Here is a 15,802-nt window from a genome sequence, read left to right as displayed (position 1 = left end):
CCCTCACTCCAGCCCCGATGGCGGCGCCAGCGCCAGGAACACCGTGCTCCACAGCTGCGCGGCGTTGGATTCGTCCTCGTGCGCGCCCTGCGCACCGAACGGTTCGACCTGGTAACGGCCATCGCGATAGGCCCATGTCCACAGTTCGGATGTGCGGACGGCATCGGCGCCGCGTATCGCGCGCCACAGTGTGCGTTGCGCGCCGATGAGCCGCGTGCGCGTGGCGGCAGGCAGATCCGTGCGCGCGAGCTGACGCTGCAGACCGGCGGCGAGTACCGCCTGCTGCCACGCCCACACGACGGTGCCGTGGTACGCACTGTTGCCCAGCCGCGACCACACGGCACGGTCCGCGTAGGCGGGATTGGCGACCAGCAGGCCGACGTCGGTCATCAGCCCCGCAGGGAACGGCCGCATCAGCGCGGCGACGTCGCGATCCAGCGAAGCCGCATCCGGCATGCCGAACAGCAGGCGGAAGCCTTCATCGGAATGCAGCACCGGAATCGGCTTGCCCTGCACATCCAGCGCGATGGCCGGGAACGCCACGCCCTCGCTGCCCAGCGCGGCGATCGCGCCGGCATCCGGCACCTTCACCTCCGCCGCATAGGCGCGCACCCGCGATGCCGCCAGCGCCTTCGACAGGCGCACGGTGAACAGCTTGCCGGCCTCGATCTCCCAGCGCGCGGCCTGCGCCGACGCCGCACGCAACCGGTCGCGCTCGGCCGGCGTGGTGTACGGGTCCAACAGACCGCTGTCGAGGAAGCCGCCGATCGCACGCAGCGACGCGGGCATCCACACCGCATTGACGTCGTACGGATAGCGACCGCGCCCGATGCCTTCGTTGCTGTCGCGCCACTGGCCGACCGGCTTGCCGGCCTTGAGCGCGATCAGGTGTTCATACGAAGGCGTCTTCGCGAACGCGGCGCTCTGGCCGGCAACGAACAGCAGGTTGCGCGCCAGCGCGGCGCCCTGCGTCTCCTCGCCCCGCTTCGCCTGCAGGAAGTCGCGGGCGCGCGCACGTCCCCGCGGGTCATCGAGCAACCACGCCGCGGCCACCGGCGGCAGCATGTAGTCGTCGTCGATCATCACGTAGTCGAAGATCGGCGCCGCGTCGGGTTTGCCCTGCTCCCTGCGATGGCGCAACACGGCGAATTCGCCGATGTCTTCCTCGTGCGCCACTTCGCCGCCGGGCGACAGGCGCGCCAGCACGGCGCCCAGCCCCGCTTCCACGGCCGCCGGCTGCAGCACCGGCATCAGCAGACGCACCGACATCAGCGTGTCGCGGCCGAAATACGTGTCGAAGCGCCACGAACCCGCCAGGAACTTCTCGCGGTAACTCAGGAACTGCAGCGCCTGCCGGCTGCGCTCGTCGGGGGCGGCCCGGTCGTTGAGCAACGCTTCGGTGGCGAACGGCGTCAGGGGCGCCTCGCCCGTCGCGGCGCGGACCTGCAACCGCAGGGGTTCGCCCGACCGGTCGGCGCGCAGCACCAGCTTGCCGCCTTCCTGCGAAAAGTGTCCGTTCTCCGTCGCCAGCACGATGCGGTAGCCCGGCGCACCGTCCAGTCGCGCGCGCTGCCAGGTCACTGCGCCCGGCGTCATCGCCACCGTCGCCTTGGTCTCGGGGGGGTAGCCCTGTCCGAGCTGATAGTCGCGCAACACGCGTACGCTGCCGAGCACCGCGTCCGTCACCACCAGGCGATCCGCATCGATCGTGGCCTGTGCGCGGATGCCGTGCCATGCCGGACCCGGCTGCGACGGATCGCCATCCATCTCCTGCAACGTCCACCGCACCGGTTCCGCCGTCTCCTCGAACCATACGCCGACACCGCTGTTGCCTGCCGGAAACGCTACCAGCACGCGCGGCTTGGTGCCGGAGCTGAGCAGCAGGTGGGCCGCGATGGGACCCTGCTGGAAGAACGCGTTCTCGATGCGCCCTTCGGTGATACGGAACGCCAGCGGCGGCGCTTCTTTCGCGAGCGCGGGAAACAGCGGCGACGCCAGCAGCAACAGCAGCGCGCAGCGGTGCAGGAGACGCAGAGGGGAACGATGAGTCATCAGGATCCTCCCGCCGGCACGGCCGCGGTGTCGGATGGGCGGGCGCTCCGATCGAGCAGCGTCAGCGACAGCATCAGCAGCGCCATCGGCACCAGCAGCAGATAGAACGCGCGGGTACCGTCGAAATGCGCGAACAGCTGGCCGGTGATGAACGAGCCGGTCGTGCCGCCCAGCGCGGAGAACACCACGATCAGGCCTGTCATCGCCGCATGGCGCGCCTTGGGCAGCGCGCTCAGCACCACCGAATTGATCGTGGGATAGATCGGCGCCATCAGCAGGCCGATCAGGGGAAACACGTAGGCCGCCGCCGGCGCGTTCCACCAGGATTGCTCGGCCCGGGGCTGCACGTTGGCGGCCAGCGGCAACGCCAGCAGCACCAGGGCCGCCATCAGCACGACGCAGCTGCCGAGTACCCTGAACCAGCGCACGCGGCGCAGCAGGAAGCCGCCGCCCAGCCGCCCCAGCGCCAGCGAGCCGGCGAAGATGCCGGCCGCCTGCACGCTCAGCGCCGTGGGCAGATGCAGGATCTCGCGATTGAACGTCGGCAGCCACGTATTGATCGCCTGCTCCATCAGCACGTACAGGAACGCAGACACCAGGAACACCACCACCAGCGGCCGGCCCAGCAGCCGCAGCATGTCGGCGAAGGATTCGCCGACCGCGTGGCCGTCGCGCGCGGCAGTCTCGTCCATCTCCGCCGTCGCGAGCAGCCCGATGACGGCCACGCACAGGCCGGCGATGACCCAGTACACGTCGAGCCAGACCGGGTCGCCCGGCACGTCGGGATTGATGAAGGCCGCGAACAGCCACGCGCTGCCGAGGATGCCGATCATGAACCAGCCTTCGACGGTGCTGGTCAGGCCCGCATGCGCCTTGGCGTCGTCGGTCAGCAGGCCGATGCTGGAATACACCGACACCTTCACCAGCGCGAAGCACACGCCCACGGTGGCGAACAGCAGTTTGGTCGCCCAGAACGCCTGCAGCAGCGGCATGCCGACGCAGGCCACGGCCACCAGCAGCAGGCCCAGCATCATCGCGCGTCGGTAGCCCAGTCGCGGCAGCGTGGACGCCACCAGGAACGAGGCGATGGCGATGGGCAGGTCCTTGAACGCTTCCAGTGTGGCCGCACCGGTCTTGCTGACCCCGAAGCCCTGCATCACCTGCAGGATCACCGCGCCGACCGAATTCAGCAGCATCGCGAAGATCATGTAGGTCAGGATCAACGCCAGCACCATGCGGCTTCGCTTCATCTATCGCCTCCGGCGCACCCGCCACGGGGCGCGCGCATCACTGTGGCACCGCGGACGCGGCAACGGAACCTCCACGGTGCGCCACGCCGCCGACGCGGCGTGGCCCTTCCATGGGGACGCCTCCCGGGAGAGGAGGGAGGCGTCCCCTGCCGCGCTCACCAGCTGTACTTGGCCTGCAGGTTGACCTCGCGGCCTTCCAGCGGACGCGCCAGCAGCACGCCGCCGGCCGTGGTGGCCGAACCGAAGATGCGCGAGTTGCTCTCGGTCAGGCCCAGCTCGTTGGTCATGTTGGTGCCGCGCAGGTTGAACTGCCAGTTGTCGCCCACGTTCGCCGTCACGCCGAAGTCCAGCGTCTGGTACGAACCCAGCTGCTGCAGGCCGGACTGGTCCTGCGTGTGGTCGCCGACGTAGGTGTAGGTGATGTACGGCGTCACGTCGCCCCAACTGGCGTCGAAGCGATAGCTCGGCGTGAACATCGCACGGAACTTGGGCTGGCGCTGGAGCTGCTGGCCTTCGATGCGAGCGTACTGCTGCGTGCCGTTGATGTCGGTGTAAGGCACAGTCGCGTCGTAGTCGGTGTACTCGCCATCCAGATAGTTGGCGACCAGTTGCAGGCGAAGGTTGTCGATCGGAGTCAGTGCGCCGATTAAGTTCACGCCGACCGATTCCGAACCGTAGATCGCCGGGTCGCCGATCGGCGTACCCAAGCCATTGGTCGGCTGGTACTGCAAGCCGCTGAACACACGGCGGTATGCGCTGATATCCGCATACAGCAACGGCGACTGGTACTTGAAGCCCACCTCGTAGTTGCGGATCTTCTGCATCGGCGGATAGTTGTCGTTGGTCGTGCCGCGGATGCCGTTGTCGAAGTCGAGGAAGTGGCCACCGGTGTTGACGCGGCCGTAGACGGACATGTGGTCGGTGAACGCGTAGTTCGCGCCGGCCGTGAACGCCGGATGGGTCTTGTCGTAGGTGTTGCGCGCGAACGTACCGTTGCAGACTTCCACGTTGTTGTCGTACAGCGTGTTGGGATTGCCATCCAGGCCGCCCGGACCCGACGAACTGCGGTTGCAGACATTGCTGGTGGCGTCCTGGTTCTCGACGCGGCCGGACAGATCCAGCAGCCACTTGCCGACGCGCCACATGTCGGACACGTACAGCGCAGTGTTGGTGGCGCTGCCGTTCTGCGCGATGTGGTAGCCACCGAAGTCCGCGAAGCCCTGGCTGTCGGTACGCTGGTAGGTCTGGCCACCATTGACGTAGCTGACGGTGATCGGCGTGGCGTTGGGTTCGTTGGTCATCAGCATCTGGTTGCCGAGGGACCACTTGTCGCTCATCGAATAGTGGTTGACGTACAGACCGATGGTCAGCGTATTGCCTTCGAACAGGTCCTTGCTCAGGCGGAAGTCGTTGTTGAACGCCTTCAGCTCCTTGTGGATATGCCACCAGCCCTGCTGGATCACGCTCTGCGACAACGGCACCGCGCCGCCACCGACATAGTTCGCGGTGGCCGAGCCTACCGGAATACGGTCTGCGGGATTGTCGCGGTTCGAGAAGCCGCCCGGCGTAGTCGGGTTGTACAGCATGTCCTGCAGCGTCGCCGGGTTGTTGCCGGAGAACAGCGCGTTGGTGTCCATGTCGCCCTGGGTGAACAGGAACTTGTCGCTGATCGACCAGCCATTGCCGAACGAGTAGTCGAAGTTGCCGCCCGCGAACACCACGTCCGCACCGCGGCCATCGGCCAGGTCCGCATCGATCGGGCCGCCCGGATAGTTGGGCAGGCGCACGTGCTGGATGGCGCGGCTGTAGTAGGTGTCCTTCAGCGGGTCGAAGCCCGGATAGGCGCTGAAATTGTCGCGGCCGCGCTGGATCAGCGGAATCGGCGTGATGAACTGGTTCTTGTCGTTGAGGTAACGCGCGTACAGCGTCAGGCGGCCATTGTCGAAGTCGCGCGACAGCGTGCCGGTCAGCTGTCCGCCGCTGTCGGCCTTGAAGCCCGGGTCGCGCACGCCGTCGGACTCGCGCCAGAAGCCGCCGATGCTGCCGTACCAGTTGTCCGACACCTTGAAGCCGGAAAAGCCGTCCACGCGCCACAGGCCTTCGCTGCCGTAGGTCAGGCCGACGCTGCCGGAGGGCTCGTCGGTGCCGGTCTTGAGGAAGAAGTTGGCGCTGGCGCCCATCTGCCCGTCGGCGAACACGACCGAGGGACCGCCCTGCAGGATCTCGACGGATTCCACCGTGTCGTCCAGGCGGAACATCGAAGTGGTCTCGAAGAACGACAGCGTGGGCATGCCGTACAGCGGCGAACCCATCAGCAGCGTGGAGAAGTACGGCGCATCGCCGCCGCCCGGGAAACCGGCGATCTCGATGTTGGCACCGGTCTGGCCGCCGGTGGATTCCGGCCACATGCCGGGCGAGATCTTCAACAGGTCGGCCGTGCTCTTCGGGTTGGCCTGTTTGATCTGCTCGGCGTTGGCGGTGACGATGTTGAAGCTGGCTTCCAGCTTGCGCACGCCGCCGGAGGCGGAGCCGGACACCACCACGGCATCCAGCGTGGTGGCGTCGCTGGACTTGCCGGCGGCGGGCGCGGCGTCCTGCGCCAGCACGGCGGCGGGCGCGAGGGCCGCGGCGACGGCGGCGGACAGGGCATAACGGATCAGGTGCGGCTTGCGGTACTGCATGGTCTCTCCCTCCAGGTACTGCGTGTTGTGGTAGTGGCGCCTGCCACCGCGGCTTCTGTGGCCGCGTGCGGTCAAGGTGAAACGAACATCCTCAGATCGAAGTCGGCGATGCGGGGTATCACGGCGTCGGCATGGCGCAGCGCGCGCGCATCGCCGACACCCACGGCGGCCATGCCGGCGGCATGGATCGCCTCGATGCCGGCGGCAGCGTCTTCCACGCCGATACAGCGGTGCGGCGGCACACCCAACGCGGCCGCGACATCGAGGAAGATGGCCGGGTCGGGCTTGGCGCGGACGATGCGCCCCGCATCGGCGATGTAATCGAAGCGGTCGGCGATGCCGAGCTTGTCGAGCAGCGCGGGCGCGTTGCGGCTGGCCGACGCCAGACCGAGCTTCAGCCCGGCCGCGCGCGCGGCGTCCAGCACCTCGCGCACGCCATCGAACAGATCCTGCGGCCCGACACTCGCGATCTCCTGCACGTAGTAACCGTTCTTGGTGTCGGCCAGCGCGCGCTTTTCGTCCGTCGAGTAGGTCCGGCGGGCGCGCTCCAAGATGATCTCCAGCGACGCCATCCGGTCCACGCCCTTCAGCCGCTCGTTGACCTGCAGGTCGAACGGCACGTCGATCTCGTCGGCCAGCCGCTTCCACGCGCGATAGTGCGTGTGCGCGGTGTCGGTCAGCACGCCGTCCAGGTCGAAGATCAGCGCATCGCAGCCACGCGGGAACGTCGCTTTCGGCGGCGCCGGCACGGCCAGCGGCAGCACCGCTTCGCGGCCCTGCCTGAGCATCACGTCGCTGCCGGCGTGGTGGAACGCGAGCGCATCGCCTTCATCCAGGCGGTAACGCACGCCACGCGCGTCCACGTCCACCCGCAGCGCGCATCCACGCCAGCGCAGGTTGAAGCCGTATCCCTTCCATGCCGCCGGCAGCGTGGGCGCGAACCGCAGTCGTCCCGTCACCACGCGCAGGCCGCCGAAGCCCTGCACCAGGCCCAGCCAACTGCCCGCCATCGCGGCCATGTGCACGCCGTGGTCGGTGTTGCCGTGCAGGTCGTCCAAGTCCACGCGCAGGCTGGCGTCGAAATAGCGCCACGCCTTCTCGTCCTGGCCGACCTCGCTGGCGAGGATGCCGAACACCGGCGCCGACAGCGTCGAGTCGTGGGTGGTGACGGCTTCGTAGTAATCGAAGTCGCGTCGCTTGATGCCGGCATCGATCCCGTCGCCCGCCAGCACCAGCGCCATCACCACGTCGGCCTGCTTGCAGACCTGGTGCCGGTACAGCGTGAGCGGATGGTAGTCGAGCAGCAGCGGACGGTGCGCGCCCTCGCGCTTCGCGAACGGCCAGCGCGGCTTGGCGAGGAAATCGTCGTCCTGCGGATGGATGCCCAGCGACGCGTCGACCGGCAGATGCATGGCATCGGCCGCGCGCTGCCACAGGGCAACCTCGTCGGCGTCCAGCCCGATGCGCGACGCCAGCGCGGCCAGCGCCTGCGGCCGGTCGGCGGACAGGCGTTGCCACGCGTCCACGGCGCGCAGCAGGTGCCGCTGCGCCATGCGGTTGGTGTACCAGTTGTTGTTGACCAGCGTGGTGTATTCGTCCGGACCGGTCACTTCATGGATGGAGAATGCGCCGCCGAGGCGCGGATTGAAGTGCCCGGCCTGCGGCCAGATGCGCGCGGTCTCGAAAAGAATCTCGGCGCCAGCCTCGCTGAGGAAGTCGAGATCATCGCTGGCGTCGAGATAAAGCCCGATCCCGTACGCGATGGCGGCGTTGATGTGGTACGCCGCCGAGCCGCTCGGGTAATGCGCGGAACATTCGCGGCCGGCGATGGTGCGCCACGGATACAGCGCGCCGCGTGGATGGTTCATCGCCCGCGCGGTATCGCGCGCGCCATCCAGCGTGCGATAGCGGTACATCAGCATGGCGCGCGCCACCTCCGGCGCGGTGAACGCCATCACGGGCAGCACGAAGGCTTCGGTGTCCCAGAAGCAGTGCCCTTCGTAACCCTCGCCGGTGATGCCCTTGGCCGCGGTGCCGGTGATGCCGTCTCGACCCGCCGACTGCAGCAGATGGAACAGGTTGAAGCGCAGTGCCAGTTCCGCCGCGGCATCGCCGTCCACCGACAGGCCGGCGCGCTGCCAGAAGGCTTGCATCGCGCGGGCCTGCGCCGTAGCGATCGCGTCGAAGCCCGTCGAGCCCGCGCGCGCCAGCACGGCATCGACGCCATCGGCCGCGGTACCGTTGCCGTCGCCGTAGGCGACGAATTTCTCGATCACCACCGATGCGCCCGGCGTCAGCGTCGCCGCGAACCGCTGCTCGACGCGTCCGTTGCCGCTGGCCGCTCCCTCGAAAACGAGGCCCGGCGACACACGATGCCGTTGTGCGCAGACCAGCGACACGCCGCTGTGATGGGTGCGCTGGGTCAGCCGGGCCGTGTCGGCATCGGTGTGTTCGTCCGCGACCTGCAGGTCCTTGCCCCCGTGCACGCCGATGCGCGGATCGTCGCCCTGTTCGATCGCCTGCCGTCCGGTTTCGATGGACGAGGCCAGCGTCAGTGGTCCGGCGTAGTCGACCGACGCTACCTCGAAGCGGATCGCCAGCAGTGCGCGCTCGGCCAGCGGCACCACGCGTCGCGCGCTGATCTCAAGCGTATGGCCTTGCGGTGTCTTCAGGCGCAGGCGGCGCTCCAGCGCGCCGGCCGCGAGGTCGAGCGTGCGCTCGAAGTCGAGCCAGTCGGCTTCCGCCGGCCGCAGCGGCTGATCGCCCAGACGCAGGCGGATGTGCTTGCCCTCGGCCACCGGCACGCGTGTGTCGGTGCTGCGGGTGAAGCCGGGGAAGCGCTCGTGGTAATGGATCGGGTTCTGTTCGAACACGCTGGACAGGAAGGTGCCGTCGCTGGCGCTGTCGTCTTCCTCCAGCGCACCGCGCACGCCCAGCGTGCCGTTGGCCAGGGCGAACAGGGTCTCGTCGTGCGAGGCGCGTGCAGGATCGAATCCGCGCTGCGTGAGTCGCCAGGGATCGGTCCGGCCGCCCACCTCGCCATCCGCCATCGCCGCCTGCTGCAATTCCACCGACATCCCCGCTCCCGTTGTGCTGGCCACCCCGACAAGGCCAGGGCGGGGCGACGCTAGGAGCCATTGTTATCGATGTCAAGTTATCGATATCAACTCACACCTCGATGGCATTCCGCATGCCGCCAGGGCATCGTGGATCGCGCAAAAATCCTTTCCTGCTCAACAGCTTGAGCGGCATTTCCCGTCACCTGGCGGATACCGGATGTCCACCGGTCGGCCGCTGCGATGCAGCACCGTCATGCGCTCAAGTGGCGCGGACGACCAGATGGGTCGGCAGGGTCTCGGATGCCGCCGCTTCGCCCTCGATCAGGGCGCGCACCTTGCGCGCCAGCAGCACGCCGGCATCGATGAAGTTCTGGTGCACCGACGTAAGCGGCGGCACATACGTGGCGCCGAGCGGGGTGTCGTCGTAACCGATCACGGAAACGTCTTCCGGCACGCGCCGACCGCGCTCGATCAGCGCGCGGATGGCGCCGATCGCCAACAGGTCGCTGGCGGCGAACAGTGCGTCGACCTGCGGGTTCGCTTCCAGCAACGCGTGCACGGCCTCCGCGCCCGCACCGACGGTGAAGCTGGCGACGGTCGGCGTCAGCGGCGTGATGCCGTGCCGGGCCAGGGCGCCCGCGAAACCCTCCAGGCGTTCAGCGAACTCGCCGTGCGCCGGATCGCCGAGGAAGGCTGGCCGCCGCCGGCCCAGCGCGATGAAGCGCTCCGCCGCCAGCGCGCCGCCACGCTGGTTGTCGCTGCCGACGACCACCTGCGACTCGTGACGGCTCACCGCGCCCCAGACGACCATCGGCCGGCCCCAGCGCTGCACTTCGTGCATCGCGTCTTCGTGCGCACCCTGGCCGAGCAGGATCACGCCGTCGGCCGCCTGCACGTTCGGTAATGCGCCCCCCTGCAGCGACGTCAGCAGCACGCTGTAGCCGGTGGAGGTGAGTTCCTGGGTGATGCCGCCGAGCAGGTCGAGCGGATACGGCCCGGACATCTGCCGCTCGACGGTGGGCTTCATTTCCACCACCACCGCCACCGTCATGCTGCGGCGGAGCTTGAGGTTGCGCGCGCTGACGTTGAACGAATAGCCGTACTGCTGCGCGACCTGGCGCACACGCTCGCGCGTTTCCGCATTGACCAGCGGGCTGTCGCGCAGCGCACGCGACACGGTGATCGCCGATACGCCGGCCACCTTCGCCAAGTCCGCCATCGTCAGATGGCTACCGGGCGATGGCAGATCCGTCGTGGCGCGTCCGGTCCGCGACTTGGGCTTGGCAGGAGGCATGCAGGTCAGGTCCGTGCGCGGCTGGCTTCGTAGCGGGCGATGTACGCATCCACCGGTGTCGACGCGATGACCCTGCCGATGACATCCGGCAGCAGGTCGTCCAGCGCCTTGAAGCGCAGGCAGCTCTTGCCCATGTCCAGCCGCTTGCCGGCGTCCGCATAGGCATTGCGCAGCACCACGTCCTGCGCGGAATTCTCATGGCAGGTGGTCAGGTACAGCGCGTAGTACTGCTTCTGCGCGGCGAGCGCGACATAGGACAGCGGCTGCTTGTTGTAGGTGGTGGAATAACGGGACAGCGGGATTTCCCAGCACACCATGCCCCAGTTCATGGTCTCGACATAGCCGGAAGGCACATGCCGGTTGACCAGGTCGCGTACCGACGACACCACCGCACGCCGCTGTTCCGGCAGCTCCGCCAGGTACTCGTCGACTGTCTTCGCCGCGCTGCTCGCCATGATGACCACCCCTTGATGCGCGAACAGTAGCGCAGCCGGCGGGCCGCGTCATGCATCGCGCCGACGGGATGGCGGCGCGTGCCGTCGCGGGAATCGCTGAACAACCACCGCTTGCAGGCTCAGCGACATGCACGCGCCGTGAAATACCCGCCCATCAGCGTCGCATGACGCTTGCATTGTCGATTGGTTCACGTCGCGGCGTAGCGAACATTCATGCACGGATGGTTACGGTGCGCTCGCCCTGACGGCGATGACGCCTCACATCGCATCGCACGAACGGGAACATAAGAAAACAACACACAGGAGATTCCTGCATGAAATCCATTCGAACCCTCACGATTGCCCTTGCCGCTCTGGTCGCCGCCCCCGCGGCCCTCGCACAGGATGCGTCCAGCGACGCCACCTCTTCCGCCTACGACAAGCGCTTCGCCGTGGTCGGCGGCGCCGCCATCCTCAAGCCCGATCGCGATCCGGCCCCGGGCCTCAAGATCGACGGTGACGTGGCGCCGGTGATCAGCGCCAGCTGGTACGCCACCCCCAACATCGCCGTGGAACTGTGGGGTGCCGCCGACAAGTTCAATCATCGCGTCAAGGCCGATGGCCCGGGCAAGATCGGCACTGTCGACCAGCAGCCGATCGCGCTGAGCGGCCAGTACCACTTCGGCGCCCCGGACAAGGTGATGCGTCCGTTCGTGGGCCTGGGCTATTACGAGTCCAACTTCAGCAACGAGAGCATCGGGGGTGATGGTGCGCACGTGGGTCTGGAGACCGCCAAGGGCGCCATCGCCACGGCGGGCATGGACTTCAACATCAACGAAACCTGGTTCGCGCGCGCCGATGCGCGCTACATGAAGGGCGACGCCGGCGTGCGCGTCGGCGGCCAGGGTACCGGTGAGGAACTGACGATCGACCCGTGGGTCGTGGGTGTGGGTATCGGCGCGCGTTTCTGATCCATCGCTCCAACGCGTCGATACGGCGGCGGACCTCCGGGTCCGCCGCCTCTTTTCGGTGGAGCGGAACCCGCTCCGTTGCTCCGCAACCCGCCGGCTGCGATGCCGACCGACGAGGCTAGCGCCCGCGCAGCCGCTCAAGCCGGGCGACGCGCCATTTCACGCACCACGCGTAGACCAGGTAATAGCCCAGCAACAGGCCACCCACCGCCAGCAGGCTGCCATGCCCGCTCAGCAAGGCATGCGTGGCCGGCACGCTGTCCGAACGCCAGTACTGCGCCATCTGCAGCGCGCCCCACACGATGCGGCCGGCCACGATAACCACCAGCAGCAGCGCCAGCCACGCATTGGGCTGGTAGAACACACCCTGCGGCGCGACCTCCCAACGGGTCAGCCAAACACCGAGCAGACCGAGCAGGCTGCCTGCCGCCAGCCCCGCTCCCGCACCGACCAGGCTGTCCGGCCACCAGAACAGCCCGAAGGCGCTGACTGCGACGAAGAGCGCGACCGACACCAGCAGGCTCCACGCATTCAGCGTCAGCAGCCAGCGCCGCGCCATGCGCCGCGCGCGGCCGTAGCGGTAGCGCTGCCACAGCGAGAGCGGCAGCAGCACCACCCACAGCGCGAGCAGCAGGAAGACGAACAGCAGGACGAGGATGATGGGCATGTCCGCATCATGCCGCAAAACCGGTGGAGGTCAGGGATGCTCCGCTTCCACGTGGACCTTTTCGCGCCGCAGCAGGTACAACCCGCTGGCGACGATGATGCCGGCGCCGATCCAGGTGATGCCGTCCGGCAACACGGACCACAGCGCCACGTCCAGCAGCACGCCCCACAGCAATGCGGTGTACTCCAGTGGCGCGATCAGCGAGGCTTCGCCACGACGGAAGGCTTCGGTCAACGCCACCTGCGCCAGCGAACCGGAGACGCCGACGCCGGCGATGATCCAGACATGCGCGGAATGCAACGGCTTCCACGTCGGCAGGGCTAGCAACCACGCAACCACCGAAAGCATGACGACGAACCAGAACACCATCGCCTGCGTGCTGTCGCGCTGCGCCAGCATGCGCACGGTCACCGCTCCCATCGCATAGCAGAACGCGGCGATCAGGATCGCCAGTCCGCCTCCCGTCAGCATGCCATCGCCGGTCGGCCGCAGGATCACCAGCACGCCGACCAGGCCGATACCGATCGCCGTCCAGCGCGCCGGCCCTACCCGTTCCCTCAACAAAGGACCGGCCATCGCGGTCACCAGCAGCGGCGCGATGAAGGTGATCGCGTAGGCCGTGGACAGCGGCATGGTGCGCAGGCCGTAGACGAAACCCGCCATCATCGCGACGCCCAGCGCGCCGCGCAGCAGGTGCAAGGGCCAGTGCACGCGCAGCAACGAACGCGCCGGCACCGTCGCCAGCACCCACAGCGTCACCAGCGGCAACGAGGACAGCCCGCGCAGCGCCGCCACTTGAAGCGGAGGATAGTCCGCGGACAACAGCTTCAGGCCGGCGTCCATCAGGGCGAACATGAGCACGGCCGCCAACATCAGCAGGACGGCGGGGGCGAGCGAGGGACGGGCAGCGGACATGCGCCATTATCGCCCCGTGCGGTAGCGTTGCGCCGGCGTGCGCTACCCTGCGCGCACCCACCCGCGCAGGCAGGCCGATGACAGCGAGCACTTCAGGTATCGATGCGTCGCCAGGCCCCCGCCTCGCCCTGCGCCTCGCCTGGGCCGGCCTGTGGCTGCTGCTTGCGATCGCCAGCCTCGAGTTCCTGCTCGCCGCGTACGGCAAGTACCGGCATCTCGATTCGTCCGCCTACAGCATGTTCATGGCGCGGCGGGGCTGGCTGTGGCTGCACCTCGCCGGGGGTCTCGCCACCGTGCTGCTGGGACCGGTGCAGTTCATGACCCAGTGGCGCCGGCGCCATCCTCGCCTGCATCGCGTGACCGGCCGCGTCTATCTGGTCGGCATGCTGGTCGCCGCGACCGGGGCCACGGGCCTGATCGCCACCTCGCCCGCACCGTTCGCCATCCGCATGGCGTTCGCCGCGACCGCGCTGGCCTGGCTCACCACTGCGCTCGCCGGCCTGGCCGCCATCCTCCGCGGCGCAGTGGAACGCCATCAGCGCTGGATGACGCGGAACTACGCAGTAACGCTGGCCCCGATCATCTTCCGCCTCTCGCTGCCCCTCGCCATTGCCGGTGGACTCGCGCCGTCGCCGACCCTGATCGCGACGCTGCTCTGGTGCAGTTGGATCGTGCCCTTGCTCGCGTGCGAAGCCGTCCGTCGTCTGGCGGGCCTGTGGCGATCCACCCGCACGCGTCCCTCGGCAGAGGCGGTGCCGCTTCCCGGCGCACGGTAGAATCCCGCGCCCCGCTACAGGAATGCCCCATGCCCTCTTTCGACGTCGTGTCCGAAGTCAACGTCCACGAACTGACCAACGCCGTGGACCAGGCCAACCGCGAGCTCTCCACCCGCTTCGACTTCAAGGGCGTGGATGCCAGGTTCGTGCTGGAAGACAAGTTGATCACCCAGTCCGCACCCAGCGACTTCCAGCTCAAGCAGATGACCGACATCCTGCGCGCACGCCTGATCGCCCGCCAGATCGACGCCCGCTGCCTGGAGTTCGGCGACGTGGAGACCAACCTGGCCGGCGCGCGCCAGAAGATCACCGTCCAGCAGGGAATCGAGCAGAAGCTGGCTAAGAAGATCGTCGTCACCATCAAGGACGCCAAGCTGAAGGTGGAAGCGCAGATCAACGGCGACAAGCTGCGCGTCACCGGCAAGAAACGGGACGACCTGCAGGACGTCATCGCGCTGCTGAAGAAGACCGAGTTCGAGCTGCCGCTGCAGTTCGACAACTTCCGTGACTGATACAACGGACCTGCCCGAGGGCGGCGACCCGATCGACGCGACCCGTCGCTGGGTGGAGCGCGCCGTGATCGGCCTGAACCTGTGTCCGTTCGCGAAGGCGGTGTACGTGAAGCAGCAGGTCCGCTTCGTGCTGAGCGACGCCAGCACGCCCGAGGCCTTGCTGGAGGAGCTGGCGGAAGAACTGGTGCTGTTGCGCGACACCGATCCCGAGCAGATCGACACCACCCTGATCGTGCACCCGGACGTACTGACGGACTTCCTGGACTACAACGATTTCCTCGACAACGCGGATGCCGCGGTCGAAGCGCTGGACCTGCAGGGCGTGATCCAGGTGGCCAGCTTCCATCCGGATTACCAGTTCGCCGGCACGATGCCCGACGACATCGGCAACTACACCAACCGCTCGCCCTACCCCACCCTGCACCTGTTGCGCGAAGCCAGCATCGACCGCGCGGTGGACGCCTTCCCGGACCCCGACGTGATCGTCGAGCGCAACGTGAAGACACTGGATGCGCTGGGGCATGCGGGGTGGACGAAGCTGTTCGCGGAGTAACGAGGCTGCCCGTGACATGGGGTTTGGGGATGTTGGGTGCGGAGATGTCCGTTGCGGGGGTGTTGGGTGTGGGAGCGACGTAAGTCGCGATGCTTTTGTTTCTCCATCGCCGGAATGATCAAAGCCAGACCGCGTCCCACCACGGATACTGCCCCACGCTTCGCGCAAGGCCGGCACGGAGCGGATTGGCCACGATGTAACGTGCGGCCGCCAGGACGGCAGCGCCACTACGCAATGAGCGGTCGTGGAAACCCTTCCCCCAGACAGGTCCAGTATCGGGATATTGAAAGCGAATCATCCTGGCGCTATTGGACTTCACTCGCTGAATAGCGGTCGAGAGATCGTCCATCGACCCCAGTTCGACCACACCATGCCAATGATCCGGCATCAACACCCAGCACAGCAGCCGCGACCGATACCAGAGCCGCGCTGCGGTGATGGTTTGACAGGCGTAGTTCGCTAGCTCCGATTGCTCGAACAGCGGACGGCGATCGGCTGTGGTGAATGTCACCAGGTAGGCTTGGCCCGGCTCCGAGAAGCGGCCTTTCCTTAACTCAGAGTATCCCGACATGCCAACGCTCCCGTGAAAGAGACGAGCATGACAAGCACCGAAGGAATCACCATCAGCGGTTTGCCCG

General features: G+C 67.6%; 13 protein-coding genes. 4 read left to right on the top strand and 9 right to left on the bottom strand.

Annotated elements, in window-relative coordinates; all coding sequences use genetic code 11:
- Positions 1–3: 3 nt before the first annotated feature.
- The 6 genes from AC1Q5B_RS06055 to AC1Q5B_RS06030 all read right to left on the bottom strand — a co-directional run bounded on the left by AC1Q5B_RS06055 (position 4) and on the right by AC1Q5B_RS06030 (position 10,791).
- Positions 4–2,052: a hypothetical protein gene (locus AC1Q5B_RS06055; protein ID WP_492630810.1), complete on the bottom strand. Its 2,049-nt coding sequence runs from the start codon at positions 2,050–2,052 to the stop codon at positions 4–6.
- Positions 2,052–3,302, bottom strand: a complete 1,251-nt coding sequence (locus AC1Q5B_RS06050) for an MFS transporter (RefSeq protein WP_492630809.1) — start codon at positions 3,300–3,302, stop codon at positions 2,052–2,054. The genes AC1Q5B_RS06055 and AC1Q5B_RS06050 overlap by 1 nt, the downstream gene beginning before the upstream one ends.
- Before the next feature lie 155 nt (positions 3,303–3,457).
- A complete protein-coding gene (locus AC1Q5B_RS06045) occupies positions 3,458–6,058 on the bottom strand; it encodes a TonB-dependent receptor (RefSeq protein ID WP_492630808.1) in 2,601 nt (866 codons plus the stop codon).
- Positions 6,055–9,060 carry a beta-phosphoglucomutase gene (gene pgmB, locus AC1Q5B_RS06040; RefSeq protein WP_492630807.1) on the bottom strand — a complete coding sequence of 1,002 codons (3,006 nt, stop codon included), beginning with the start codon at positions 9,058–9,060 and terminating at the stop codon, positions 6,055–6,057. The genes AC1Q5B_RS06045 and pgmB overlap by 4 nt, the downstream gene beginning before the upstream one ends.
- Before the next feature lie 241 nt (positions 9,061–9,301).
- Complete coding sequence (locus tag AC1Q5B_RS06035) at positions 9,302–10,336, bottom strand: LacI family DNA-binding transcriptional regulator (RefSeq protein ID WP_492630806.1); 1,035 nt, start codon at positions 10,334–10,336, stop codon at positions 9,302–9,304.
- Positions 10,337–10,341: 5 nt separating this feature from the next.
- Positions 10,342–10,791: a DUF1801 domain-containing protein gene (locus AC1Q5B_RS06030; protein ID WP_492630805.1), complete on the bottom strand. Its 450-nt coding sequence runs from the start codon at positions 10,789–10,791 to the stop codon at positions 10,342–10,344.
- A 314-nt stretch (positions 10,792–11,105) separates the two neighbouring features.
- On the opposite strand from AC1Q5B_RS06030, the gene AC1Q5B_RS06025 reads away from it, so the two are divergent.
- A complete protein-coding gene (locus AC1Q5B_RS06025) occupies positions 11,106–11,741 on the top strand; it encodes an OmpW/AlkL family protein (RefSeq protein WP_492630804.1) in 636 nt (211 codons plus the stop codon).
- Positions 11,742–11,859: 118 nt separating this feature from the next.
- Here AC1Q5B_RS06025 and AC1Q5B_RS06020 read toward each other — a convergent pair whose 3' ends face one another.
- Together AC1Q5B_RS06020 and AC1Q5B_RS06015 are read right to left on the bottom strand one after the other, a co-directional pair.
- Entirely contained in the window at positions 11,860–12,408 is a 549-nt protein-coding gene (locus tag AC1Q5B_RS06020; RefSeq protein WP_492630803.1) for a DUF1453 domain-containing protein, read from the bottom strand.
- A 30-nt stretch (positions 12,409–12,438) separates the two neighbouring features.
- Positions 12,439–13,323, bottom strand: a complete 885-nt coding sequence (locus AC1Q5B_RS06015; protein ID WP_492630802.1) for a DMT family transporter — start codon at positions 13,321–13,323, stop codon at positions 12,439–12,441.
- A 77-nt stretch (positions 13,324–13,400) separates the two neighbouring features.
- On the opposite strand from AC1Q5B_RS06015, the gene AC1Q5B_RS06010 reads away from it, so the two are divergent.
- The 3 genes from AC1Q5B_RS06010 to AC1Q5B_RS06000 are packed head-to-tail and all read left to right on the top strand — an operon-like array spanning position 13,401 to position 15,164.
- Positions 13,401–14,099, top strand: a complete 699-nt coding sequence (locus AC1Q5B_RS06010; protein ID WP_492630801.1) for a DUF2306 domain-containing protein — start codon at positions 13,401–13,403, stop codon at positions 14,097–14,099.
- A gap of 29 nt (positions 14,100–14,128) precedes the next feature.
- Positions 14,129–14,611, top strand: coding sequence for a YajQ family cyclic di-GMP-binding protein (locus AC1Q5B_RS06005; RefSeq protein WP_492630800.1), 483 nt, complete (start codon positions 14,129–14,131; stop codon positions 14,609–14,611).
- Entirely contained in the window at positions 14,604–15,164 is a 561-nt protein-coding gene (locus tag AC1Q5B_RS06000; protein WP_492630799.1) for a DUF1415 domain-containing protein, read from the top strand. The genes AC1Q5B_RS06005 and AC1Q5B_RS06000 overlap by 8 nt, the downstream gene beginning before the upstream one ends.
- A 118-nt stretch (positions 15,165–15,282) precedes the next feature.
- On the opposite strand, the gene AC1Q5B_RS05995 is transcribed toward AC1Q5B_RS06000, so the two are convergent.
- The gene (locus AC1Q5B_RS05995; RefSeq protein ID WP_492630798.1) at positions 15,283–15,735 is read right to left on the bottom strand and encodes an REP-associated tyrosine transposase; all 453 of its coding nucleotides are present in this window, start codon (positions 15,733–15,735) and stop codon (positions 15,283–15,285) included.
- Between the last annotated feature and the right edge of the window lie 67 nt (positions 15,736–15,802).

It is taken from the genome of Pseudoxanthomonas sp. GW835-FHT14C01 (genome assembly GCF_058793715.1).
The sequence above is the reverse complement of the archived record's forward strand: the minus strand, read 5'-3'. Positions and strand labels throughout refer to the sequence as shown.

Coding starts and splice junctions, on each gene's coding strand:
- AC1Q5B_RS06055 (WP_492630810.1), bottom strand. CDS start 2,052: ATGACTCATCGTTCCCCTCTGCGTCTCCTGCACCGCTGCGCGCTGCTG.
- AC1Q5B_RS06050 (WP_492630809.1), bottom strand. CDS start 3,302: ATGAAGCGAAGCCGCATGGTGCTGGCGTTGATCCTGACCTACATGATC.
- pgmB (WP_492630807.1), bottom strand. CDS start 9,060: ATGTCGGTGGAATTGCAGCAGGCGGCGATGGCGGATGGCGAGGTGGGC.
- AC1Q5B_RS06035 (WP_492630806.1), bottom strand. CDS start 10,336: ATGCCTCCTGCCAAGCCCAAGTCGCGGACCGGACGCGCCACGACGGAT.
- AC1Q5B_RS06030 (WP_492630805.1), bottom strand. CDS start 10,791: ATGGCGAGCAGCGCGGCGAAGACAGTCGACGAGTACCTGGCGGAGCTG.
- AC1Q5B_RS06025 (WP_492630804.1), top strand. CDS start 11,106: ATGAAATCCATTCGAACCCTCACGATTGCCCTTGCCGCTCTGGTCGCC.
- AC1Q5B_RS06020 (WP_492630803.1), bottom strand. CDS start 12,408: ATGCCCATCATCCTCGTCCTGCTGTTCGTCTTCCTGCTGCTCGCGCTG.
- AC1Q5B_RS06015 (WP_492630802.1), bottom strand. CDS start 13,323: ATGTCCGCTGCCCGTCCCTCGCTCGCCCCCGCCGTCCTGCTGATGTTG.
- AC1Q5B_RS06010 (WP_492630801.1), top strand. CDS start 13,401: ATGACAGCGAGCACTTCAGGTATCGATGCGTCGCCAGGCCCCCGCCTC.
- AC1Q5B_RS06005 (WP_492630800.1), top strand. CDS start 14,129: ATGCCCTCTTTCGACGTCGTGTCCGAAGTCAACGTCCACGAACTGACC.
- AC1Q5B_RS05995 (WP_492630798.1), bottom strand. CDS start 15,735: ATGTCGGGATACTCTGAGTTAAGGAAAGGCCGCTTCTCGGAGCCGGGC.